20 protein-coding genes and 2 other annotated features are annotated in these 22,666 nt (G+C 34.9%); of the genes, 16 read left to right on the top strand and 4 right to left on the bottom strand.

From position 1 onward, the window contains the following. Nucleotides 1-236 precede the first annotated feature (236 nt). From ACFHWD_RS19035 to ACFHWD_RS19055, 5 genes are all read left to right on the top strand, one after another. On the top strand, nucleotides 237-2,255 hold the full coding sequence (locus ACFHWD_RS19035) for a penicillin-binding transpeptidase domain-containing protein (protein WP_378062863.1): 2,019 nt from the start codon (nucleotides 237-239) through the stop codon (nucleotides 2,253-2,255). Between the two features lie 64 nt (nucleotides 2,256-2,319). Next, on the top strand, nucleotides 2,320-2,460 hold the full coding sequence (locus ACFHWD_RS19040; RefSeq protein ID WP_378062864.1) for a hypothetical protein: 141 nt from the start codon (nucleotides 2,320-2,322) through the stop codon (nucleotides 2,458-2,460). A gap of 139 nt (nucleotides 2,461-2,599) precedes the next feature. Then, nucleotides 2,600-3,361 carry an IclR family transcriptional regulator gene (locus ACFHWD_RS19045; RefSeq protein ID WP_150357738.1) on the top strand — a complete coding sequence of 254 codons (762 nt, stop codon included), beginning with the start codon at nucleotides 2,600-2,602 and terminating at the stop codon, nucleotides 3,359-3,361. A 137-nt stretch (nucleotides 3,362-3,498) separates the two neighbouring features. After that, nucleotides 3,499-4,815 (top strand): ClC family H(+)/Cl(-) exchange transporter, encoded by a 1,317-nt coding sequence (locus ACFHWD_RS19050; protein WP_378062865.1) that lies wholly within the window; start codon nucleotides 3,499-3,501, stop codon nucleotides 4,813-4,815. 89 nt (nucleotides 4,816-4,904) lie between these two features. Beyond that, nucleotides 4,905-6,539: a M20/M25/M40 family metallo-hydrolase gene (locus ACFHWD_RS19055; RefSeq protein WP_179977523.1), complete on the top strand. Its 1,635-nt coding sequence runs from the start codon at nucleotides 4,905-4,907 to the stop codon at nucleotides 6,537-6,539. Between the two features lie 138 nt (nucleotides 6,540-6,677). On the opposite strand, the gene ACFHWD_RS19060 is transcribed toward ACFHWD_RS19055, so the two are convergent. Continuing rightward, a complete protein-coding gene (locus ACFHWD_RS19060; protein WP_150357732.1) occupies nucleotides 6,678-7,670 on the bottom strand; it encodes a 3D domain-containing protein in 993 nt (330 codons plus the stop codon). A gap of 389 nt (nucleotides 7,671-8,059) precedes the next feature. Between ACFHWD_RS19060 and ACFHWD_RS19065 the strand changes: the two genes are divergently transcribed. The 4 genes from ACFHWD_RS19065 to ACFHWD_RS19080 all read left to right on the top strand — a co-directional run bounded on the left by ACFHWD_RS19065 (nucleotide 8,060) and on the right by ACFHWD_RS19080 (nucleotide 12,676). Next, the gene (locus ACFHWD_RS19065; RefSeq protein WP_179977522.1) at nucleotides 8,060-8,932 is read left to right on the top strand and encodes a DegV family protein; all 873 of its coding nucleotides are present in this window, start codon (nucleotides 8,060-8,062) and stop codon (nucleotides 8,930-8,932) included. A 201-nt stretch (nucleotides 8,933-9,133) separates the two neighbouring features. Next, nucleotides 9,134-9,345, top strand: a binding site (T-box leader). A gap of 130 nt (nucleotides 9,346-9,475) precedes the next feature. Then, a complete protein-coding gene (locus ACFHWD_RS19070; RefSeq protein WP_179977521.1) occupies nucleotides 9,476-10,273 on the top strand; it encodes an electron transfer flavoprotein subunit beta/FixA family protein in 798 nt (265 codons plus the stop codon). Nucleotides 10,274-10,277: 4 nt separating this feature from the next. Beyond that, entirely contained in the window at nucleotides 10,278-11,264 is a 987-nt protein-coding gene (locus ACFHWD_RS19075) for an electron transfer flavoprotein subunit alpha/FixB family protein (RefSeq protein WP_179977520.1), read from the top strand. A 26-nt stretch (nucleotides 11,265-11,290) separates the two neighbouring features. Next, entirely contained in the window at nucleotides 11,291-12,676 is a 1,386-nt protein-coding gene (locus ACFHWD_RS19080; protein ID WP_179977519.1) for an FAD-binding oxidoreductase, read from the top strand. A 103-nt stretch (nucleotides 12,677-12,779) separates the two neighbouring features. Here the strand turns inward: ACFHWD_RS19080 and ACFHWD_RS19085 are convergent, their stop codons facing one another. Beyond that, nucleotides 12,780-14,201 (bottom strand): sodium:solute symporter family protein, encoded by a 1,422-nt coding sequence (locus tag ACFHWD_RS19085; protein WP_150357722.1) that lies wholly within the window; start codon nucleotides 14,199-14,201, stop codon nucleotides 12,780-12,782. A 208-nt stretch (nucleotides 14,202-14,409) separates the two neighbouring features. Next, nucleotides 14,410-14,628: a binding site (T-box leader), on the bottom strand. A 350-nt stretch (nucleotides 14,629-14,978) separates the two neighbouring features. On the opposite strand from ACFHWD_RS19085, the gene ACFHWD_RS19090 reads away from it, so the two are divergent. The 4 genes from ACFHWD_RS19090 to ACFHWD_RS19105 all read left to right on the top strand — a co-directional run bounded on the left by ACFHWD_RS19090 (nucleotide 14,979) and on the right by ACFHWD_RS19105 (nucleotide 19,328). Next, nucleotides 14,979-16,361 carry an FAD-binding oxidoreductase gene (locus ACFHWD_RS19090; RefSeq protein WP_150357720.1) on the top strand — a complete coding sequence of 461 codons (1,383 nt, stop codon included), beginning with the start codon at nucleotides 14,979-14,981 and terminating at the stop codon, nucleotides 16,359-16,361. A 212-nt stretch (nucleotides 16,362-16,573) separates the two neighbouring features. Continuing rightward, entirely contained in the window at nucleotides 16,574-17,065 is a 492-nt protein-coding gene (locus ACFHWD_RS19095) for a prolyl-tRNA synthetase associated domain-containing protein (RefSeq protein ID WP_179978295.1), read from the top strand. 17 nt (nucleotides 17,066-17,082) lie between these two features. Then, nucleotides 17,083-17,946: a DMT family transporter gene (locus ACFHWD_RS19100; protein ID WP_179977518.1), complete on the top strand. Its 864-nt coding sequence runs from the start codon at nucleotides 17,083-17,085 to the stop codon at nucleotides 17,944-17,946. A 62-nt stretch (nucleotides 17,947-18,008) separates the two neighbouring features. Next, nucleotides 18,009-19,328 carry a replication-associated recombination protein A gene (locus ACFHWD_RS19105; RefSeq protein ID WP_150357714.1) on the top strand — a complete coding sequence of 440 codons (1,320 nt, stop codon included), beginning with the start codon at nucleotides 18,009-18,011 and terminating at the stop codon, nucleotides 19,326-19,328. A 74-nt stretch (nucleotides 19,329-19,402) separates the two neighbouring features. Here ACFHWD_RS19105 and ACFHWD_RS19110 read toward each other — a convergent pair whose 3' ends face one another. Beyond that, a complete protein-coding gene (locus tag ACFHWD_RS19110; protein ID WP_150357712.1) occupies nucleotides 19,403-20,047 on the bottom strand; it encodes a superoxide dismutase in 645 nt (214 codons plus the stop codon). Between the two features lie 109 nt (nucleotides 20,048-20,156). Here ACFHWD_RS19110 and ACFHWD_RS19115 point away from each other — a divergent pair, with 109 nt between their 5' ends. The 3 genes from ACFHWD_RS19115 to ACFHWD_RS19125 all read left to right on the top strand — a co-directional run bounded on the left by ACFHWD_RS19115 (nucleotide 20,157) and on the right by ACFHWD_RS19125 (nucleotide 21,870). After that, on the top strand, nucleotides 20,157-20,612 hold the full coding sequence (locus ACFHWD_RS19115) for a flavodoxin family protein (RefSeq protein ID WP_229982079.1): 456 nt from the start codon (nucleotides 20,157-20,159) through the stop codon (nucleotides 20,610-20,612). A 234-nt stretch (nucleotides 20,613-20,846) separates the two neighbouring features. After that, complete coding sequence (locus ACFHWD_RS19120; RefSeq protein ID WP_150357708.1) at nucleotides 20,847-21,350, top strand: DUF4489 domain-containing protein; 504 nt, start codon at nucleotides 20,847-20,849, stop codon at nucleotides 21,348-21,350. A gap of 199 nt (nucleotides 21,351-21,549) precedes the next feature. Beyond that, nucleotides 21,550-21,870 carry a putative heavy metal-binding protein gene (locus ACFHWD_RS19125; protein WP_150357706.1) on the top strand — a complete coding sequence of 107 codons (321 nt, stop codon included), beginning with the start codon at nucleotides 21,550-21,552 and terminating at the stop codon, nucleotides 21,868-21,870. Between the two features lie 120 nt (nucleotides 21,871-21,990). On the opposite strand, the gene ACFHWD_RS19130 is transcribed toward ACFHWD_RS19125, so the two are convergent. Continuing rightward, the gene (locus tag ACFHWD_RS19130) at nucleotides 21,991-22,467 is read right to left on the bottom strand and encodes a redoxin domain-containing protein (protein ID WP_150357704.1); all 477 of its coding nucleotides are present in this window, start codon (nucleotides 22,465-22,467) and stop codon (nucleotides 21,991-21,993) included. Nucleotides 22,468-22,666: the final 199 nt, after the last annotated feature.

Genomic DNA, 22,666 nt, shown 5'->3' on the forward strand with positions numbered 1-22,666 from the left:
ATTGACTAAGAAGCCATCCACTTCTATAAGTGGTGGTAGTTCACTTGCTATAAACTCATCAGAGATTAAAAACCTGTATGGATAGAAATGAATTTATATAATTTGGCATAGAGGATACTAATAGAACGGGAAGGAAAATAGCTCTGAGAATTTCCCATATTTTCATTGAGAAAATAAAACGGATGTATTATGATAATAAAAGATTACAAATTTATATATGGTAATGAGGTTGATGTATGAGACGTAAATTTTTACTGGCAATTTGCATGCTTTTGTTCTTAATTGTTGCAGGAGGCTGCAGCAAAAACAAGGCTGTAGAGAAAAGCAGCAATGATTATATAAAGGCATGGGTGCAGAAAGATTATAAATTAATGTACCGTCAGATAAGTAGTGACAGCAAATTGGAAATATCAGAAAAGAATTTTATAAACAGGTATGATAATATTTACAGCGGTATGGAATTAAAAAAAATAAGCGTTAAAATTGACACTGATAAGGATATAGAATATAAGGATGGAAAAGCCCAGGTTCCTGTAAAGGTTGATATGGATACTCCAGCTGGTGAAATAAAATTTTCAAATACTATAAATTTAGAAAAAGAAAATAAAGAGTGGAAAATTGCATGGGATTCCAAGGCCATATTTCCCAAACTGGACAAAAATGATAAAGTTAGAGTGGAAGTTAAAAGAGGGAAAAGAGGAACCATTTATGATAGAAATGGAAATGCCTTAGCTGAAGATGGAAATGCAGCTCAGGTTGGAATTATACCTGGTGAATTTAATAAAAATCCTGAAAATATTAAGGCACAGATTGCAGCCCTTTTGAATACTTCAGAAGAGGACATAGATAAGAAGCTCTCTGAATCCTATGTAAAAAAGGATATGTTTATTCCCATAAAAATTATGCCAGAGGACGATGACAGGCTAAATTTTCTGGAACAGGGCTTAGGAGTAAGTGTAAGAGATGTTGAGGAACGGATATATCCCCTTAAGGATGCAGCGGCTCATCTTACAGGATACGTGAGAAAGGTTACAGCCCAAGATTTAAAATCTGACAAGAATTACAGTGCTGATGATGTAATAGGACAATACGGACTGGAGAAGATATACGATAATGTTTTAAGAGCTAGAGATGGTTATGATATATATATTGTAGATGGAAATGGGAAAAGAAAAAGCACCATTATAAAGAAAAATGTTGAGAATGGCAGTAATATAAGAGTCACTATAGATTCAAAGATTCAAACTTTACTCTACGATGAATTAAAGCAAGATGCAGGTACAGGGGTAAGCATGAATCCAAAAACTGGTGAGGTTCTCTCATTGGTAAGTACACCTTCATTTGATCCCAATGATTTTGTAATGGGTATGTCAAATGATAAATGGAAAAGCTTGAATGAAGATAAAAAAAGGGTTTTTTATAATCGCTTTCAGGGCATTCAGGTTCCGGGTTCCATCTTCAAGCCTATTACAGCTGCAATAGGTCTGAAGACGGGAAAGCTGAATCCAGAGGAATCCAAGAATGTTTCAGGCCTCAAATGGCGAAAAGACAGCAGCTGGGGAGGATACTACATTACAAGAGTGGAAGATTATGGGCAGCCGAGTGATCTCTTAAATGCACTTGTGCATTCGGATAATATATATTTTGCACAAGCTGCACTTGATATAGGAAAAGAAAATATGGAAAATCAATTGAAGAATTTTGGTATTGGAGAAACTATGCCTTTTGAGTATAAACTTTCAAAGTCACAAATTTCAGCTGATAACAAGATAACAAGTGAGATTCAATTGGCTGACAGCGGCTATGGCCAGGGACAGATATTGTTGAATCCGGTACACCTTATGGCTATATATGATTCACTTGTCAATGGCGGAAATATAGTTAAACCATATTTGCTGTATGAAGATCACCCCAAAGTTGAAATATGGAAGAAAAGTGTATATTCCAAAGAAATAGCAAATACCATTTTAAGGGATTTAGTGCAGGTAGTTCAAAATCCACATGGAACCGGGCACGGGGCATATATTCCGGGTATGAACTTAGCAGGAAAAACAGGTACTGCCGAAATAAAGGCATCTCAGCAAGATGGAACGGGGACGGAGTTGGGTTGGTTTGCAGCGGTTAATGTAAATAATCCAAATCTTCTTGTGGTGGCAATGGTAGAGAATGCCAAGGATAAAGGGGGAAGTCATTATGTAGTGCCCATGGTGAAAAATGTTTTTCAAAAATATAGTATCTTATGCGAAGAAAAATAAGATAAAAATTACAGTTCAGGGAGCACTTACAGGGATTGGATTACAGCAGGGGCAGTGCCTAAGGATGGATGTTACTCCGGAATGCTTCAACCTTTTTAAAATTACAAAGATAGGAACAGTGGGAGGTTGCCTTGAAGTTCTGCCTGAATTGATAAAATCATTGGAGAAAATGAAAAAATCTAATGTTAAAATTGGCACAGACTAGCAAAAACAACAGCTTGACACAAATAGACATGAATGATATATTGATAATTGAAAAATTAGGATGAAATACTAATTATATAAATTGTATATTAGTTAGCAGCAGAGTAATTAATACTAAAATTTTTAAGAGGGGAATTAATATGGCAGATGGAAATTCAAGTACCAGGTCAATAGAGAGAGCCTTTGACATATTGGAATGTTTTATTTTTGATGGTATAGAATTATCATTGATGGAAATTTCAAATAAAATTAATTTGTCTCCTAGTACAGTTCACAGACTTATCGGTACCCTTCAAAAAAGAGGATACTTACGGAGAAATCCAATAAACAAAAAATATTATCTGGGCAGTTTGATTGTCCAGTTGGGAAATATAAGTATAAATATCTTGAAGAAGGAATTTACGCAAGTTGCATTTCCATATATGGTAAAACTGAGAGATAAATTCAATGAAAGTGTTACTATGTATGTGAGAAATAACAATAAGCGTGTTTGTGTACAGAGAGTGGAATCAAGACAGAGCCTAAGGCTGGTTATGAATATTGGAAGCATATTGCCTCTGGAAAAAGGAGCACCTGGTAAGGTATTGCTAGCTGCGTTACCAGACGAGAAAATAAAAGCTTTATTGGGAAATTATGATGAAGCTTTGAGTAAGTCTTTAGAGGAAGTGCGCAAAAATAAATATGCTGTAAGTAGAGGAGAAAGGGAAAAAGGATTGGGGGCTATAGCTGTACCTGTTTTTTTTGTGGATGGTAAAGTTATCGCTGCACTTTCCATGACTGGCCCTATAAATAGACTTTTAAATAAGGATGTTGAACAAAAAGTTAAGGCTGTAATTGAATGTGCTTCGGAAATATCAGCCGCATTGGGTTATATGGATTTAACAAGATCAAATAATTCTTAAATATGGTAAAAGTATAGTATATTTAAATGTCAGAGTTAAGAGGTTAGATGTCAAATTGTGGTGGGTTTTCGGTTAATACCGAAAATCTTTATTATTATTTGGTGTTTGTACTGTAAGATCTTATATGGGAGATGTAAATGATAAATAATATTGTAAATACAATGAGGATTTGGTATGATTTTAAAATAAAAATAATTTTAGGAAGCATAGTAGTAGGTATTTTAACAGGATTTGTAGCATCGTGTTACAGGTATCTTTTGGAGGAATCACTTATCTTTGCACATTTTATTTATGGTATGCAGCTTGAAAAGCTCTGGTTTATTCCAATATGGACTGTTGTCCTCGCAACTTCAGGTTATATAGTTGGATGTATAGTTAAGAGTGATTCTATGGTGGCCGGCAGCGGTATACCCCAAGTAGAAGGTATTTTGATGGGAAAGTTGAGCATGAATTGGTACAAGGTGATATTAAAAAAATTTATAGCAGGTGTTATGGCAATTGCAGCAGGATTATCTTTAGGAAGAGAGGGACCTTCCATACAAATAGGCGCAGCAGTGGGACAAGGTGTTGACAGACTATTTAAAGGAACTGAGCTGGAGAAAAAATTGTTAATGACAAGCGGTGCCAGTGCAGGACTTGCAGCTGCTTTTAATGCACCTTTAGCTGGATGCATTTTTGCACTCGAGGAAATTCATAAAAATTTTTCACCTAAAATTTTAATTCCGGCTTTTTCAGCATCTATTATTTCAGATATTATAGCTAAGCAGTTCTTTGGGATGTCGCCTGTATTTAATTTCAAATATGTTAAAGTGGTGACTCTTGGAGATTATGGTTATATAGTAATGCTTGGAATGATTTTAGCTTTATGTGGAGTGGCATTTAATAAATCACTTTTAAAATCCCAGGATATTTATAACAGTATAAAATTTCTCAATGTAAAAAATAAGCCTGTAATAGCTTTTTTGGTAGCTGGTGTTATGGGACTTGTTTTGCCGCAGGTGCTGGGAGGAGGCCATGATTTAGTTTCTGATCTTACAATCTCAAATATGACTGTCCAGATGCTGGTTATAATACTAGTAGGAAAATTTTTATTTACAATGTCTTCCTATGGTTCAGGTACTCCAGGGGGAATATTTTTACCTCTTCTAGTTATTGGGGCACTTGTAGGAAGTATTTATGGAAATATTATTCATGTACTATTTGGATTTGATCTACAGTATATAAACGATTTGATAATACTTGGAATGGCTGGATATTTTTCATCAGTTGTAAAGTCTCCAATTACGGGTGTTGTGCTTATTATAGAGATGACTGGAGCATTTACTAGCCTTTTGCCAATTTCCGTGGTGTGCGTAACTGCCTATGTATTTTCAGATATGTTGAATTCTAAACCTGTATATGAACTTCTTTTAAGCAGAATATTAAATACTCATAAGAAAGCTATGCATAATTAATTTCTACATTGATGCTGGAATCATATTTTATAGTCATAGAATTATGTTCACATTTAAAAATGTAGTGAATATGAAAAGGAGAATGAAAAATGGATTTTCAGAAGAACGTCTATAATACTATGAAAGAATTAGTAGCTATACCAAGTATATCTGGAACAAATCAAGAGAGCATTATGGCGGATAAGATATATAAAAAAATTGTGGAAATTCCTTATTTTAAAGAAAATAGTCATAATGTAGGAATAGAGGATATCGCAGGTGATCCTTTGGGCAGAAGCTTTGTATGGGCGTTGGTAAATGGAAAAGAACGTGATCAAAGTACATTTATACTATCGGGACATTTGGATGTAGTTGGAATAGAAGAATTTGGGCATTTAAAATCTGTAGCCTTTGACGTGGAAAAATGTACTAAAAAAATTTCAGAAATGGAATTGGATAAAAACACTAGAAGAGATGTTGAATCAGGTAACTGGATATTTGGAAGAGGGACGGCAGACATGAAGTTCGGAATAGCACTTAACATGGAGCTCATAAGAGAATTCAGTATAAATAGAAATTTTAAAGGAAATGTGATGATTCTCATAGTGCCCGGGGAGGAAAGCAATTCTGAGGGAATGGTTGCAGCAGTTCCTTTTCTGCTAAAGTTAGCTGAAAAAAAGAAGTATAATTACTGTGGTATGATAATATCTGAGCCAAGTATACCTGAAAAGGGAGAAATTGAAAGTAAGAGATTGTACATAGGCAGTGTAGGTAAGATCATGCCTCTGTTTTTTTGTGTGGGAAAAGAAACCCATGTAGGTGAATCATTAAACGGTTTGAATCCAAATTTGATAGTTTCGGAAATTAACAGACTGTTAGAATGTAGTGAGAAATTTTCAGATAGTGCCTATGGCACTGTTACTCCGCCGCCTATGTGCTTAAAACAGATGGATTTAAAGGAACTCTATTCGGTTCAGAGCCCTCTTTATGCTGCAGCATATTATAATGTATTGACTCTTAAAATAAAATACGAAGAGCTTATTGAAAAATTGAAAAGTTTAGCTAATACGGCTTTTTTGAATGTATTGGATAACATCTCGCAAAAAAGAAATGGATTTGAGAAAAAATCGCATCAAAATTTGGACCTTGAGCATTTTCAGCCTTGTGTCATGACCTATAGAGACATTCTTTCACAAGTTGAAAATAAATATGATGATTTTAGCAGTTATATAAGTCAAAAAATTGATGTGTGGAAGAAGGAGAAAAAGGACAATCAAACAATAGCTGTAAATATAGTGAGGGAAGCATATGAGTTATATGAAGAAAAAAAGCCTATGATAATAATTTCCTTTATTCCACCATATTATCCACATAAATATCTGACAAATAAAGATGGCATCAGCAGTAAGTTCATGGATGTTATCGACGGGGCCATTGAGTATGCGAGAGAAGAGTTTCAGGAGAATATAGTAAAAACTGATTTTTTTATGGGTATATCAGATGCAAGTTATACAGGTATCTGTGAAAGTGATTCTTCTGTAGACAGTCTTATTTCCAATATAGTGGGATATGATATAATTTATAAACTTCCTGTAGATGAATTGAAAAAAATTAATATTCCGGTAATAGTTTTTGGAGGGGAGGGAAAAGATCTGCATAAATATACGGAGAGGTTGAATTTACCCTATTCTTTTAATGTAATTCCGGAACTTTATAAGTACATTATACTTAACATGTTAAAATGATTATGCTGAAAATGGAAGTGAGAAGATCCATGTAAATAGTAATACAGAATATTATGAATAAAGTAGGCGATAAATATCTATAAAAAAACTGCATGCTTTTTATAAAAGGCATGCAGTTTTTGAAATTCAGCAATGTGGTTAATTAAGCACATATACATTTACAGATCTTCTTCCCCAACTTTGGGCTTCAGCTTGGGAGGGTACGAACAAATCTATTCTATTTCCCCTAATAGCTCCACCGATGTCTGCTGCAATAGCATACCCATATCCCTCTACATAAACTCTGGAGCCAAGAGGTATAACTCTAGGATCTACAGCAATAGTGCTGTAACCGCCGGCATCTCTTCTAGTAGGTCTTCCAGAAGCTGTATAACCGTTGTCACAGTAAGCAGTTGCCTGCATGGAGAAGACTCTAGAATAAGAATAGGATCCTCCACGGGACAAGGTTTGATTTCCGCCATTAGTACCAGCCATGGCAGTATAATAAGAAGTTTGTGCATTTTGAGAATTTTGTTCAGCCAATAGTGTTTGTTCTCTTTCAGTTGCTTTAGAAAGCAGCTGCTTTTGCTGGCTTATGTCATTACTTAATTTAGATAAGATAACCTCATTGTTTGCTCTTAAAGACTGCAACCTGTTGTTTTCAGTATTTAAAGTTTTCTTTTCCATTTCTATAGCTAGTTCATTCTTTTTTAGTTTAGCAATAATACCATTATCAAACTTTATAACTCTTGTAATAGTATCAATTCTAGATAAAAAGTCACTTAAATCTTTGGAAGACAATATGATCTCTAGATATCCATTGGTGCCATTTATGTACATGGCTCGTACTCTTTTTTTGAAGAGATCATTTTGTAATTGGGAATTATTTTTGGCAATTTTCAATTTAACCTGTGTGTTTTTGATATTATTGGCGATTCTATTCATATCTTTTTTATTTTCATCAATTTTTTGTATTACGCCATTGATTTGATTATTTAAATCTCCCACCTTTGCTTCCAATTGCCTTTTGTTATATTGAGCTTGTTTTAATTCGTCTGACGTATTTGCTGTAGAAGATATAGCAAAAACGTTTCCGCACGTCATTACGGTTAATACAAGACTCATAATAACAGATAAGGTTTTTTTATTCAATTTATTTTCCCCCTTAAAATGGTTATTAAGCCTTGAAATTTAATTCAAAACTTACTAATAGTTTTTATTATATCATTAATGTATGTAGGAACTCAAGTTTTTAAGACCAATTCAATGATAATATTGGTAAAAGATCCATTTTAGTATAAAATAAATAAGATTACACAGTTAAAAATTTTTGTAAGAGACTTTTGTAAATCTCAGCATAAAATGATAAAATGTTTATATGACTTAGGTTAAAAAACAGTAATTTTTTACGTAGAGATATACTTATGCTCAGAATGAGCATTCTAATGTATTTGCATTTTAGAAAATATAACCGAAGATTTTGGGTTATAGGTTACCTTTAATAAACCTAAATTTGTCATAATAAGGAGTAAAGCTACTAAATGAATATAGCTGTTGTAACTGATAGTAATAGTGGAATATCTGAACGTGAAGCAAAAGAATGGGGCATTTATATTCTTCCCATGCCTATCATTATTGAGGATGATATTTATTTTGAAGGAAAAAATATTACTAAGGAATTATTTTATAATAGCCTTATATCAGGAAAAAATGTTTCAACATCACAGCCATCTCCAGGAAATGTTGTAAATTTATGGGAATCTATTTTAAACGATGGATATGATGAGATTGTATATATACCTATGTCCAGCGGATTAAGCAGTTCTTGTCATACTGCTTTGAGTTTGGCATTGGAATATAAAGGACGTGTGGAGGTAGTAGATAATCATAGAATATCTGTTACACAAAAGCACTCGGTTATGGAAGCTGTAAGCCTATCCAGAAACAATTACTCGGCCTTTGATATAAAAAGAATCTTAGAGAAAAATGCTTATGAATCCAGTATATATATTGCAGTGGATACATTGGAGTATTTGAAAAAGGGAGGACGAGTAACTCCTGCAGGTGCAGCTGTGGGTTCCGTTTTAAATATAAAGCCTGTTTTAACTATTCAAGGAGGCAAATTAGATGCCTTTTCAGTAACCAGAGGAATGAATAAATGTAAAAAGAAAATGATAGAGGCAATAAAAGATGATATTAATCTTCGTTTTGGGGATCCAAGTACTTTAAGAATAAAAATAGGGGCTGCTGGAAGTTTCTTAGATGATGAGATGGCAGTAAAATGGAAAAATGAAGTATCTGCTGCTTTTGATAATATACAGGTTACTTATGATCCCTTAGCATTTAGTATAGGATGTCATGTCGGCCCTAATGCAATTGGAATTGGAGTGAGTAAAGTAGTGTGCAATATATGATTATTTGGTAATTGTTAAAACTTAACTTACTGGATAGTTGGAATTTAGACAAGCAAATATAATAGTCACAGAAAAGGTAAAACCTGATAATGAGAAACGGCAAAATACTCACTTTTTATGTTTTTGAACTGAATTTTTATTGCAGCATTTATTGACATTGGTAAAAATGTATAGTAAACTATAACTCAACAAATAAAAAACACAAAAGCTTTGATAGGACAAAGTAAATATGAAGATATTTGAAGAGAACGGGAATTAGGTGGGAACCTGTAAATACACATATTGAAACTCATCCAGGAGCTGCAGGCTGAATGTAGATATAGTTAGTAAGCTGAGCCGGTTTTTGTATAAATCGTTACATCAATTGAGCATAAAATTGGGTGGTACCGCGGTAGCTCTTTTTCGCCCCAGCGAAAAAGAGCTACTTTTTTATTTTTAAATTAATAAAATTTGCAAACAGCATGTTAATGGAACAGTTTACATGCATATATAATGTACTGGTTGCAGCACTGTTAAAATTATAAGAGAAATGGAGGCTGTTGTATGAATATTGTAGTTTTGGTTAAACAAGTACCGGATATGGAGAAAGTAAAATTTGACAGTGAAAGGGGAGTGGTGGATCGTAAATCTGCTGGTACAGAAATTAATCCTTTTGATTTGAATGCTCTGGAAGCGGCAGTACAGATAGGTGAAAAGATTGATTCAACTATAACAGCTGTAAGTATGGGGCCGCCAAGTGCAAAGGATGCATTGAAGGAGTGTATTGCAAGAGGAGCTACGAGGGGAGTGCTTGTAAGTGATATAAAATTTGGAGGCTCAGATACTAGGGCTACATCTACTATATTGTCTAGTACAATTGAGAAGATAGGTGCATATGATCTTATAATTGCCGGTGAAAAGACAGTAGACGGCGATACGGGGCAAGTTGGACCTGAAATAGCGGAATTTTTAAATATTCCTCATGGGAGCTATATAAGCAAAATCCAGGAGATAAGTGAAAGTGAAATCAAGGTTTGCTCTGAAATATGGGAGGGAACTTATTTAAAAAGTATAAAACTACCCGCGCTTATTACGGTGACAAAAGATATAAACGTACCGAGACTTCCATCTTTTAAGAACAAGATGAAGGCCAGAAAGGCTGAAATAGAAGTTATGACCTTTAAGGATTTAGAGGAAAATCTGGGCGCAGACAAAGTGGGACTTAAGGGTTCTCCTACGAAGGTTAAAAAAATTGAGGTTCCCCAAACGGCAAAAAGGGAAGGGAAAATATACAGGGAAAATATTCCTCAAGCAGTAGAGAAGCTTGTTGACATATTTGAAGAAAAAAAGGTGGTGGATTGATAATATGGAGAAAGAGTATAAAGGTATATTGGTATTTGCAGAGCAGAAGAAAGGCAATATCCACAAGGTAAGTTATGAGCTTCTCGGAAAGGCCGGGGAGCTTGCAGATAAATTGAATGTTCCGGTATACAGTGTGCTTTTGGGGCCTAGTGGTATAAAAGCAGGAGAACTGATATACAGGGGTGCCGATAAAGTTTTTTATGTAGAAGATGATGTATTTGATGAGCCTGAAGAGCTTGTTTATAAAATAAATCTGGAACAGATTATATCTAAAATCAAACCTGAAATTTTCCTTATAGGAGCCACCAGCCTTGGAAGATCTCTGGCACCAAGGCTGGCAGCAGCGTTGAATACAGGTCTTACAGCGGATTGTACAGGCCTTGAAATAGACGAAGATGGAAAATTAATTCAAATAAGACCTGCATTTAGTGAAAACATATTGGCCCACATAAAGACAGATACTTATCCCCAGATGTCTACAGTAAGGTACAAGGAATTTGATGAAGCACAAAGAGATGAGCAAAATAAAGGGGAAATTATCAAAGTAGCTGCAGTAAAACCGCAAAACCAACTGGTAGAAGTCATAAGTGAATTGAAGCAGCAAGAAGTAAATATTTCAGATGCCAGCGTAATAGTAGCAGCAGGCAAGGGACTGAAGAAAGCTGAAGATTTCCAGATGATTAAAGAATTGGCAGATTTGCTTGGAGGATTAGTTGGTGCAAGCAGAAGTGTTGTAGATGATGGGTTTATTTCAAAAGATTTTCAGGTAGGATACAGCGGAAACAGAGTAAAACCTAAAATATATATAGCCTGTGGAATTTCAGGAGCACCGCAGCATCTGGCGGGTATGAAGGAATCGGAGTTTATAGTGGCAATCAATACGGATCCATCTGCTCCTATATTCAACGTAGCGGATTATGGAATAGTAGAAGATATGTATAAAATAATACCTGAATTGATTGATGAAATAAAAAATAAGCATACAGTTTGACAATTCATAAAAAGGGGGCAATAACATTGAAAGATGAAATAATTGAAAGTTTAGTGCAAATTGTAGGAGAGGACTGGGTGTTGGATGACTTGTCTAAGATGCAGGGTTATCTATATGATGAAACTGAACCGCTGTTGAGGCCGGAGGCATCAGAAGATTCTGTGGTAGTTAAACCCGGTTCGCCGGAAGAAATATCTGAAATATTAAAATATGCCAACAAGAACCTGATTCCTGTTACTACAAGAGGAGGAGGTACAGGAGTTGTAGGTGGAGCCATACCGATAAAGCCGGGAATAGTTCTGTCTCTTGAAAGGCTCAATAAGGTTGTTGAGCTGGATGAAAAGAATCTGATGATAACTGTTGAAGCAGGGGTAACTTTGGCAGATCTGTTGGAGGTGCTGGGAAGTGAAAGCAAATTGTTCTTCCCTATACACCCAGGAGATGAGGGGGCACAAATAGGTGGGATGGTTGCCACAAATGCCGGTGGGACGAAAGCCGTAAAGCATGGAATCATGAGAAATCACGTGAAAGCACTGGAAGTAGTCCTTCCAACAGGTGAAATAGTTAACCTTGGAGGAAAGCTTATAAAAAACAATATGGGCTATGATCTGCTCCACATGATGATTGGAAGTGAGGGAACGCTGGGAATCATTACAAAGGCCACTTTGAAACTCTATGCCAAAAACAAGTATACGGGCACTCTTGTAGTTTCCTTTAATACGAGAAGGGAAGCCTGCGATTCAGTTCCTAAAATACTGCAGGATGGCATTACTCCGCTGGCGGTGGAATATATGGATAGGATTGTGGCGGAAAAAGCTGCACAGCAGCTTGGCAGCAAATGGCCTGCAGACAATGGGGGTTCTGTGGATCTGATATTCATGTTGGATGAGCCTACAGAAGATGGATTGTACTCCAATAGTGAAAAGATTGTAGAGATATGTGAAAAATACAATTCGGTGGATAGTATTATAGCTGAGACTGCAAAGGAGCAGAGAAATATTCTTGAAATAAGGAGCAATGCCTATGGGCCTTATAAGGATAATATATCGGATGCACTTGATATAGCAGTGCCTCCATCAACGGTTCCCGAGTTCTTTGATGATATAGCAGCTCTTGCTGAAAAATATAACAACAATATCGTGTCTTTAGGACATATTGCCGATGGAAATATTCATAATTTTATCATGGGTGAAAATGGCAAATTGCCTTCTTACTACGAGGAATTAAAAGAAAAGATGTATAAAACTGCCTTAAAGTATGGAGGTACCGTAACTGCAGAGCATGGTACTGGAAAGACGAGAAAGAAGCATATGCCCCTTCAGTTTACTGAAAGGGAAATTGAAATTATGAAAAATATAAAAAATGCATTTGATCCAAATGGAATTCTTAACCCAGGAACTATAATGGATTGATATCTTTGAACAAGTAATTATTGGATTTATGTAAGCCTAATCTCTGTGATAAAATAAAGCTGCAGATAAATAGATTTTACTGCAGCTTTTATTTCAGTTTAAATTACATGATATTTCCGACCGATTCAGATTTAGTATTTACATATATAGTCCTTTTGTCCAATATGGATATTAACAGAAAAGCGCAGAGGCAAGTCAGCCATTCCATAAATATTACATGTGGAAAAATTCTAAAAGAAGGTATAGCTTCCCATAATAATAACACTATAATACCTGTTAAAGTAGTATAAAAAGCGGAACTCTTTCTACATAGACTTGGCATGAATATGGTAAATAAAAATACTATGGTAAAGGCTGTACAGAGACTTAAACCTATCGATATAGTTTTTAATATGCCTGACATGGACAAAGCTAATATAAATGTCAATATACCTATTAAAACTACAAATGTCTTGTTCATTACTATGAGCTTTTCACTTTTTATTCTTGGATTTATAAAGGATTTGTATATATCCTGGGTAAACAACGTAGATGCCCCCAAAAGTAAATTACAAGCAGTAGATACATCTGCGGCCCAGAGAGCTGCCAAAGTCAAACCTGCAGCTATGGGATTTAGAGACAGTATCATTTTAGGTAGAGCCAGAGTTGCACTCACATTGGGAAAAGAAGTTTTAGCTGCTATGCCTATTAAAGCACATAAAAATCCTATTGGAATCATGAGAAGCCCTGCTATTATAAATCCTCTTTTTGCGGTTTTTGAATCCCTGGCGGCAAAAGCTAATTGTACAGGCCCTTGCATGGACATAACCTGTGTGATCATAATGAGAAACCAGCTTAAAATTATCCATATGCCAGTACCCTCTACAGGACTGAAATAGTGTATATTTTGAGGAAGCTGTAATTTTATATTTTCAAATCCTCCTCTGGAAGCTACTGCCAGCAGGGTGCATAGTATAATTCCCGTATATTTTATGGGAACATTAAACATATTACATAATCCTGCAGACCACATTCCTCCTATGAAGGTTATTCCTATAAATACACAGGCGCTAACTACCATACCTGTTTTCAATGTGAATACTTCAGGAAGCAGTGAAGATAAAATGGATCCTCCTGCAATGTATTGAAGGGATACAATTACTACGAGAATAATTATCTGACATATAACACAGACAATTCTTCCCTTTTCATCATAGAATTTTCCAAATAATTCAGGGACAGTGGCTACATTGAACTCTCTGTATTTTCCCGCTGTTAGGAATCCCATCAAAATGGCTCCAGTACCCCAGGCCACGTTATACCAGCCTGCAGATAGACCTATGTCATAAGCTTGTTCTGCAACACCTATGGTAGAGGCTCCACCTATGGCAAGACCTATTAGTGAACAGGTTACAAGGGGAGTAGTTAGCTGTCTTCCTGCAAGAGTATAACTTTCTCCCCCTTTTAGAGCCTTTTTTCTAGCAAAAAAACTTATTATAAACAGCATTGATATATATAGAATTATGATTATCAGCGATATATTCATTTTATGACCCCCTCTTAATATAAATTCAAATATCGAATTCTAAAGTTTTGTAGTTTAATTAAATTGTGCATTGTCAGCTGTTCATTTATAATTGAACAATAAAAAAACGCCCCTGGCCAAGGGACGAAGCAGTCGTGGTACCACCCTAGTTAAGCAATAAAGTGAATTTCTGAAACTTTCAAGGTGGTAATAAAAAAAGCACCTGCGATTAAGGGACGAAGCTTAATCGTGGTACCACCCTATTTCAGAAACAAATTATTGTTTATCTCTTACTCTTAACGCAAGTTAAACGGCTCAGCCTACTAGTTATTAGAAATTTCAGCCTGCGGTTCAAGAATGTATTTCATAAATTATATCAAACAGTTTACACCAACCACTGCTTCTCTTTATGATACTATTTATTACTTTTTTCTATCTTCACCTGTATATAAAATCTATTATAAAATGAAATTGTCATAAATTCAAAATTTAAATATGCCTGATAACCTTATTGCAATAAAATATATGTGAATATCTACGGATATTTTAAAAATACGCCATGGGTCAAATACGAAATTTCTGAATGTTTATAATATTTATTGACATTGCCAAAAATTTGTAGTAAACTAACTTTTAGCGAATATATGTAAAATATTGATAGTGTATATTTTATATGTATAACGTTTACATAAATTTGCGATTTAAAACCTATATAAATTGTACAAGCATTGAAGTATATGGGAATTTTTAAGGAATATAATTTAATTGAATGATTCATTAAAATAGGGGGCAATAGAGTTGAAAAACAAAGTGATTGAAAATTTAAGGCAAATTGTAGGAGAAGACTGGGTTGTAGATGAACTATCTAAAATGCAAAGTTATCTTTATGATGAGACAGAACCTTTATTGAGACCAGAGGCGTCAAAAGATTGTGTAGTAGTTAAACCTGGTTCGCCGGGAGAAATATCTCAAATATTAAAATATGCCAATGAGGTTTTGATGCCTGTGGCTGTCAGAGGTGGAGCTACAGGAGTGTGTGCTGGAACTATACCTATAAAACCGAGTATTGTTTTATCACTTGAAAGGCTCAACAGTATTGTTGAACTAGATGAAAAGAATTTAATGATAACTGTTGAATCAGGAGTTACTTTAGGTAGTCTGCTGGAATTCTTAAGTAAAAACAGTAAATTGTTTTTCCCTATACATCCAGGGGATGAAGGGGCACAAATAGGAGGAATGGTTGCTGCAAATGCTGGAGGTTCAAAGGCTGTGAGACATGGAATCATGAGAAATCACGTAAAGGCACTGGAAGTTGTTCTTCCGACAGGTGAAATAGTTACACTTGGTGGTAAGCTCATAAAAAATAATGCGGGTTATGATTTGCTTCATATGGTGATTGGCAGTGAAGGAACTCTTGGAATCATTACGAAGGCGACTTTGAAACTCTACCCTGTAAATAAGTATTCTGGTACACTTCTGGTTTCATTTAATAACAGGAGAGAAGCCTGTGATGCAGTACCGGAAATACTTCAGGAAGGTATTTTACCGCTGGCGGTAGAGTATATGGATAGGGCAGCTGCTGTAAAGACTGCAAAAAAGCTTGGTACTACCTGGCCTGCTGCCGAAGGTTCCATAGATTTGATGTTTGTGCTGGATGAACACACCGAAGATGAACTGTATTCAAACAGTGAAAAGATTGTTGATATATGTAAAAAACACAATGCAGTTAACAGCATTATAGCAGAAACTGCAAAGGAACAGAGGAATATCCTGGAGATAAGAAGTGCTGCCTATGATTCTTATAAGGAAGTATTGGCAGATGTACTTGATACAGCTGTTCCTCCTTCAAGTGTACCGGATTTCTTTGATGACATAGCTGCATTGGCTAAAAAATATAATAATGACATAGTATCTCTGGGGCATATTGCCGATGGAAATATTCATAATTTCATCATGGGTGAAAATGGCAAGATACCTTCCTATTATGAAGAGTTAATGGTGGAAATATATAAGACGGCAATAAAGTACGGCGGTACAATAACAGCAGAACATGGGACCGGAAAAACAAAAAAGAAACATTTAGGCATTCAGTTTAGTGAACGGGAGATTCAAATCATGGAGGGAATAAAGAAGACGTTTGATCCAAATGGAATTCTTAGTCCCGGAAATATAGTTGATTGATTTTGTCAATGCTTATGAAAACTGCAGTTAGATTTTGTCACTGCAGTTTTTTATAAATATTATTTTTAATCCACAAAAAATGTGAATACATTTTGAACAACAGGTTTCTTATGATATTATAATAAGTAATATTAAAATATATCTTATATGATAAAAGAAGGGAAGGTGAGAAAGTCTATTATATTTATCAATATAATTAGGCGTTTATAATGATTAGTGAAGGTGAGCAAAAAGTATATGATACTTTAAATGAAATAGGTATCGAATATGAGAAGTATACCCATAAGCCAGTTTATACTGTAGAAGATGTGAATAGTTTGGATATACATATTCCAGGTGATCATACCAAAAATCTTTTTCTCAGGAATAGAAAGGGAAATGTTCATTATCTTGTAGTTTTGGAAGATTCAAAACAGGCAGATTTAAAAAAATTATCCAAACAGATAGGAAGTACTCCACTGTCTTTTGCTTCAGAGAAAAGACTGGGAAAGTATTTAGGGTTGAAACCCGGATCTGTAAGCCCTTTTGGACTGATTAATGATGATGACAAATGCGTGAGAGCAATAATTGATAATGATATATTCAAAGCGGAAAGAGTGGGGTTTCATCCAAATGTAAATACAGCAACACTGGTTATTTCAACTAGAGATTTCCAAAAATTCTTGAAATGGACTAAAAATAGGATATCTTATATGAAAATTTAAATACAAGGAGATGCTGCATGAGAAAAGGATACCTATATGCTGTATTATCAGCTGTATTATTTGGAAGCTGTGGTATTATAGTAAAAATTACTTTTTCAGAGGGCATGGATTCCATAAGTATATTGGCTTTACAATACATGGTAGCTATTCCGGTTATGTTTTTTACCATATCAGTTGTAGATAAAAATATTTTAAAAATAAATAGACAGGAACTTTATCATACAGCTGTTTTGGGAATACTAGGTGATACGCTCATGACAGTTTTTTACTATAAGGCATTTAACTATCTAGACGTTTCTATGGTTACCATATTACTTTATACTTATCCTATAATGGTTTTTTTTTACTCTTCTCTAGTTGAAAAAAATAGTTTTGGTTCTAAAAAGATTTTTGCTGTTGTCATGGCATTTATAGGATGTTTTTTAACTTTGGGATTAGTAAATAAATTGGCTTCATTTTCTGTGAAAGGCTGTGTATTTGGGATTTTGTCCGCAGTATTTTATGCTTTTATGAATATATATTCGGAGAAAAAAATGAAAAGCTTAAATTCACTTACTGTGAATTTTTATTCGATTGTTTTTTCGTTTTTGTCACTGATAGTTTTTATTTCTCCAGCAGCTCTATTTCAAAGGGAGTTTAGCATTAAACTCGTCATATGTATTATAATTTTAGCTGTGTTTTGTGGGATAATACCGCTGACTCTATTGTATGCTGCAATAAAAGATATAGGAGCTTTAAAGGTTTCAATAATAGGAAATCTGGAAATACCTACTGCCATGCTGCTTTCCTTTTTTGTATTGGGAGAATCAGTGACTCTGCTTCAGGTTTTTGGGGCAGCTGTGGTTATCTATGCTGTGTACTATATTAGGAAAGTGGATTGAATTTAAGGTATAATGTATGTGTGAGGCTATTTATATTAAAATTAAAAATGCAGGTGTTTAATATGGATTATGTACAGAATTCAATGTTTGATAAAAATGTATCTTCTCCCCTGGCTGAGAGGATAAGGCCCAGAAGTTTGGAAGAATATATTGGACAGCAGCATATACTTGGGAAGGGAAAAATACTCAGGAATCTAATATATACAGACAATATAAGTTCAATGATATTCTGGGGACCTCCTGGAGTTGGGAAGACCACTCTGGCCAGGATAATTGCTTCTATTACCAAAGCCAGATTTATAAATTTCAGTGCTGCCACTTCAGGTATAAAGGAAATAAAGGAAGTAATGACAACTGCTGAAAAAAATCGAAGAATGGGTATCAGGACAATTCTCTTTGTAGATGAAATTCACAGATTTAATAAGGCACAGCAAGATGCTTTTCTTCCCCATGTGGAAAAGGGAAATATCATACTCATAGGAGCCACTACGGAAAATCCTTCTTTTGAAATAAATTCTGCACTACTCTCAAGGTGCAGGGTTTTTGTACTTCATCCTCTTGATACAGGAGATATTGTCAGCCTGTTGAAGAGGGCAATAGAAGATAAAAGAGGTTTTGGTTATTTAAAAGTAAATATCACAGATGATATGCTTAAAACCATAGCCATATACGCAAATGGAGACGCGAGGTGTGCCCTGAATGTACTGGAAATTGTCATAATGAGTTGTATTGACAATGTGGGTACCTCCAATGTAACTAAAGAAGCTGTTGAGCAGTGTATAAACAAAAAAACACTGCTATACGACAAAAATGGAGAAGAACACTACAATCTTATTTCAGCACTACACAAATCCATGAGAAATAGTGATGTGGATGCGGCCATCTACTGGCTGGCTAGAATTCTAGAATCGGGGGAAGATCCGCTTTATGTTGCAAGGAGAATAATACGTTTTTCCTCGGAGGATATAGGAATGGCGGATCCAAGGGCCATGGAAGTGGCAGTTTCCGCATATAATGCAGTTCATTTCATAGGAATGCCTGAATGCAGTGTAAATCTTACGGAAGCCGTGGTTTATATGTCATCTGCTCCAAAGTCAAATTCTCTCTACAGGGCATACAACAGTGCCAAAAAAGATGCACTTGATACTATTTCCCAGGGTGTTCCGCTGCATCTCAGAAATGCTCCTACTAAGCTGATGCATGATTTGGGATATGGAAAAGGTTATAAATATGCCCATGATTTTAAGGAAAAAACGACAGACATGCAGTGTCTGCCGGATAATTTAAAGAATAGACAGTATTATTTTCCATCTGATGAGGGTTTCGAAGAGAAAGTAAAACAAAAATTGTTAAGTATAAGGAAAATAAAGAACAGATATTAAATTTGCCATAGAATTATTATATGAAACTGAATTTCTAAGACTGCGGGGTAAGTACTTTTTAGTTATAGAATTTTTTAAAAATATCTAAAGGGACAATGTCTGAAGGGTTGTATATTCATAGACTGCATTGAAGAAATATATTTTTTAAATCTGTTGTTTAGAACTCTCCAGTTTATATTTTGAATAAATGTAGAAATATATTTTTTCCTGTCTGTTCCAAAATCCATGAAATAGGCATGTTCATAAACATCCATCACAAGTATTGGGCATGATAACCACACTGCTCCGTTGTCATGAGAATCGCTTCCTATTATATGAAGCTTATTATCGAGAGAATCAATTGATAATACCACCCAGCCCCTAATGGATAGCCCTACGTTTGTAAAATAGGATATAAAAGTATTATAAGAAGAAAATTGATTTTTTATGACATCGAAGATGGGACCTTGGGGGGTGTTGCTTCCTCCAGTCATGTTTTCAAAATAGAGATTGTGAAGTTTTACACCATCCAGGGCATATGTTTCACCGCGCTTAAGACTTCGCATTGCTGAATAGGTTGAATTGCTGTCTTCATAGTTGGCAGCTATATAGGTAGTATTCCAGATTTTATTCAGCGTGTTTACATAACCTAGATATAATTTATAATGTTCGTCTAACTGCTTTGTCGTAATGCCTTTAACTGATTTAAAATCGAAAGTTTCAGGTTTTATATTGCTCATGAAATCACCTCTACATAATATACTAATACATAATATGTAATGAATCCTAAAAGTGTTAGGATATTACAAATTATCAATTAATTTTTAATTAAGAAAGGATTGACATGTAGTGAACAGCTTGATAATCTATAAATCTACGGAACATAAGAATACAGAAAAAATTGCTCTTGGAATTAACGGTATTCTAAAAGGAAAATTAGTGAAGGCAGAGGAAGTAAATACAGATCAATTCAACATGTATGATTTGATAGGGTTTGGTTCCGGAATATTTTATGGCAAGTTTCATAAAAGCATATTAAATTTGGTGGAACATTTTGAAAAAGTTGAAAATAAAAAGGCATTTGTTTTTTCCACCAGTGGACAGGGTAAAGAAAACTATAACGATTCACTCAAGAGTATACTTGAAAGCAAGGGTTTTGATGTGATCGGAAGTTTTGCCTGCAAGGGTTTTGATACTTTCGGACCATTCAAAATTTTTGGAGGTATAGCTAAGGGAAGGCCCAATGAAAATGATATGAAAGCAGCAGAGGATTTTGCAGTTAAATTATTGAAGAAAAATTCATAAAAAAATGAACTGCGGATATAAAATTTAAGGATAAAAAGCTGATGGTTCTACATTGGCTTTTTTATTTTTTAAATTTTCAAGATGATTTGTAATCGATATTGAAAATGGAGAAATAATCCTAACTACCAGCACCTTTTTTTCACCACATCATATATTATAGTAGAAGCCAATGACAAAATTGTCAATTACATTTATAAATACTTTTGCTTTATTTTAAAAAGGAGGATTTTGTTTATGAATTATATGTCTAGATCTTATAAAGACAACTGTGATCCATGTAATAATATAAAAAAAGAAACGAATTGTACAACTATTGTAAAATGCAGTTGCCCTAATTCAACTACGTTACCTGCTGCTACGGTTTTGGGTACTACTTTTACCCTTACGTCCTTAACATTAAATACCAAGGGATTGAAAGATCCATGTGTTAAGCTTGAATTTTCCAGTAATCTTGTTGCAGCTGTTGCCTTTACTGGAACTGTAAGTTTCCAAGTATTTAAACAGTGTGGAAATCAAGTTAACCCCATTCCTGTAGGACCGGCATCAACTTTTGACTTGGTGGCATTAGTTGCCAGCGAGACATTCTCATTTTTCGTTTGTGACTGTGATTGCAACTGTTTTGATGACTGCTGTAACTATACTGTAGTTGCAACTGTTACTAGTGCAGTTACCGTTGGCACACTTGCTATCAACAATGCGACACTGGGAGCAATAGCTACATGTGGAAGTTCATGTTAACGACATGATTATATCAAAACTCAAGGTAAGTAACCTTGAGTTTTTTTGTGGCTATCATTGGTGCATTGGAATAATAAAAGAGAATATACATGGATTTCTTGGGGAAAATATGTTATGATCCTGATACACAGCTCTATTGAGAATTAATCTAAAAATAATCAAAATAAATACCTGATTTTAAAATAAGGAGATGAAAAAAATGATTGTTACGACTACAAACATCATAGAAGGAAAGAAAATCCTGGAATACAGGGGAATTATTTTTGGTGAAGTGATTTCCGGTGTTGATTTTGTCAAAGATATTGCTGCAGGGCTTACCAATTTTTTTGGAGGACGTTCAAAATCTTATGAAGGAGAGCTCATACAGGCAAGGGAAGAAGCGTTGAAGGAATTGGAGGATAGGGCATCTGCAGCTGGAGCCAATGCAGTCATTGGTGTGGATATTGACTATGAGGTGCTGGGACAAGGTGGAAATATGATTATGGTAACTGCATCAGGGACGGCAGTTTTAGTTGAGTAACACTGATAGTTATGTTTTTGAATTCAATAATTGTTTGATGGAGAAAAAATCTAATGCTTACGTAAATCACCTGTATGTCTGTGAAGATTTCACCGTAAGCATTAATTCTGTTGCAAATAACTATTTTACAGCCAGCTGCATATTGGATAATATCTCAAAAATTTCATTTATATCAGGTAATTGATTTGGTGGATATACTTTAACCCATGTTACAATGCCATTTTGATCTATTAGTACATTTGCTCTTTGGGATGTACCGTCTTTTTCAACAAACAGCCCATAATCCTGAGTGACTTTACCATGGGGCCAGAAATCGGCAAGAATGCTTAGATGTTCAAGTACAAGTGCAGCTGCCCATACTTTTTTTGACGGCTGTGCATCGACACTTATGCCAAAGGGTATCGTGTTTAACTTTTGAAAACTATCCCAGCTGTTTTCAAGTGATCTCATCTGATCTGTACATATAGGTGTCCAAGCAAGAGGATGCCAGGAAAGCAGTATATTTTTACCTCTATAATTTGATAAATTTATAAGCTGATGGTGATTGTCTTCTAATGAAAAGTTTGGTGCAGCATCTCCTATAGCAATTAGCTTCATGATTATCTCCTCCTTATTATTCAGATATAGTATTCCGCATTCAGATGTATATATTCTAAAACAATTTATCCAGTTTATTGTCAATATTTTTGGCTTGTTTTATGATTTTTGAAAGAGCGTGATTTAACAAAAAGGGCGTAATTCTCCTATCTTGTATAAGTTGGAGATGAATAGTCCTTGTTATTTTAGGTTCGATGCC

Origin of the sequence: Clostridium sp. MT-14, assembly GCF_042436595.1 — a bacterium.
In the GTDB taxonomy this organism is placed as follows: Bacteria; Bacillota; Clostridia; order Clostridiales; family Clostridiaceae; genus Clostridium_B; species Clostridium_B aromativorans.

Bases quoted from the DNA above. Each gene is read 5' to 3' on its own strand.
- ACFHWD_RS19075 (WP_179977520.1), top strand. From the start codon at position 10,278: ATGGAGAAAGAGTATAAAGGTATATTGGTATTTGCAGAGCAGAAGAAA.
- ACFHWD_RS19070 (WP_179977521.1), top strand. From the start codon at position 9,476: ATGAATATTGTAGTTTTGGTTAAACAAGTACCGGATATGGAGAAAGTA.
- ACFHWD_RS19120 (WP_150357708.1), top strand. From the start codon at position 20,847: ATGAATTATATGTCTAGATCTTATAAAGACAACTGTGATCCATGTAAT.
- ACFHWD_RS19035 (WP_378062863.1), top strand. From the start codon at position 237: ATGAGACGTAAATTTTTACTGGCAATTTGCATGCTTTTGTTCTTAATT.
- ACFHWD_RS19110 (WP_150357712.1), bottom strand. From the start codon at position 20,047: ATGAGCAATATAAAACCTGAAACTTTCGATTTTAAATCAGTTAAAGGC.
- ACFHWD_RS19105 (WP_150357714.1), top strand. From the start codon at position 18,009: ATGGATTATGTACAGAATTCAATGTTTGATAAAAATGTATCTTCTCCC.
- ACFHWD_RS19040 (WP_378062864.1), top strand. From the start codon at position 2,320: ATGGATGTTACTCCGGAATGCTTCAACCTTTTTAAAATTACAAAGATA.
- ACFHWD_RS19130 (WP_150357704.1), bottom strand. From the start codon at position 22,467: ATGAAGCTAATTGCTATAGGAGATGCTGCACCAAACTTTTCATTAGAA.
- ACFHWD_RS19045 (WP_150357738.1), top strand. From the start codon at position 2,600: ATGGCAGATGGAAATTCAAGTACCAGGTCAATAGAGAGAGCCTTTGAC.
- ACFHWD_RS19125 (WP_150357706.1), top strand. From the start codon at position 21,550: ATGATTGTTACGACTACAAACATCATAGAAGGAAAGAAAATCCTGGAA.
- ACFHWD_RS19085 (WP_150357722.1), bottom strand. From the start codon at position 14,201: ATGAATATATCGCTGATAATCATAATTCTATATATATCAATGCTGTTT.
- ACFHWD_RS19055 (WP_179977523.1), top strand. From the start codon at position 4,905: ATGGATTTTCAGAAGAACGTCTATAATACTATGAAAGAATTAGTAGCT.
- ACFHWD_RS19050 (WP_378062865.1), top strand. From the start codon at position 3,499: ATGATAAATAATATTGTAAATACAATGAGGATTTGGTATGATTTTAAA.
- ACFHWD_RS19065 (WP_179977522.1), top strand. From the start codon at position 8,060: ATGAATATAGCTGTTGTAACTGATAGTAATAGTGGAATATCTGAACGT.
- ACFHWD_RS19100 (WP_179977518.1), top strand. From the start codon at position 17,083: ATGAGAAAAGGATACCTATATGCTGTATTATCAGCTGTATTATTTGGA.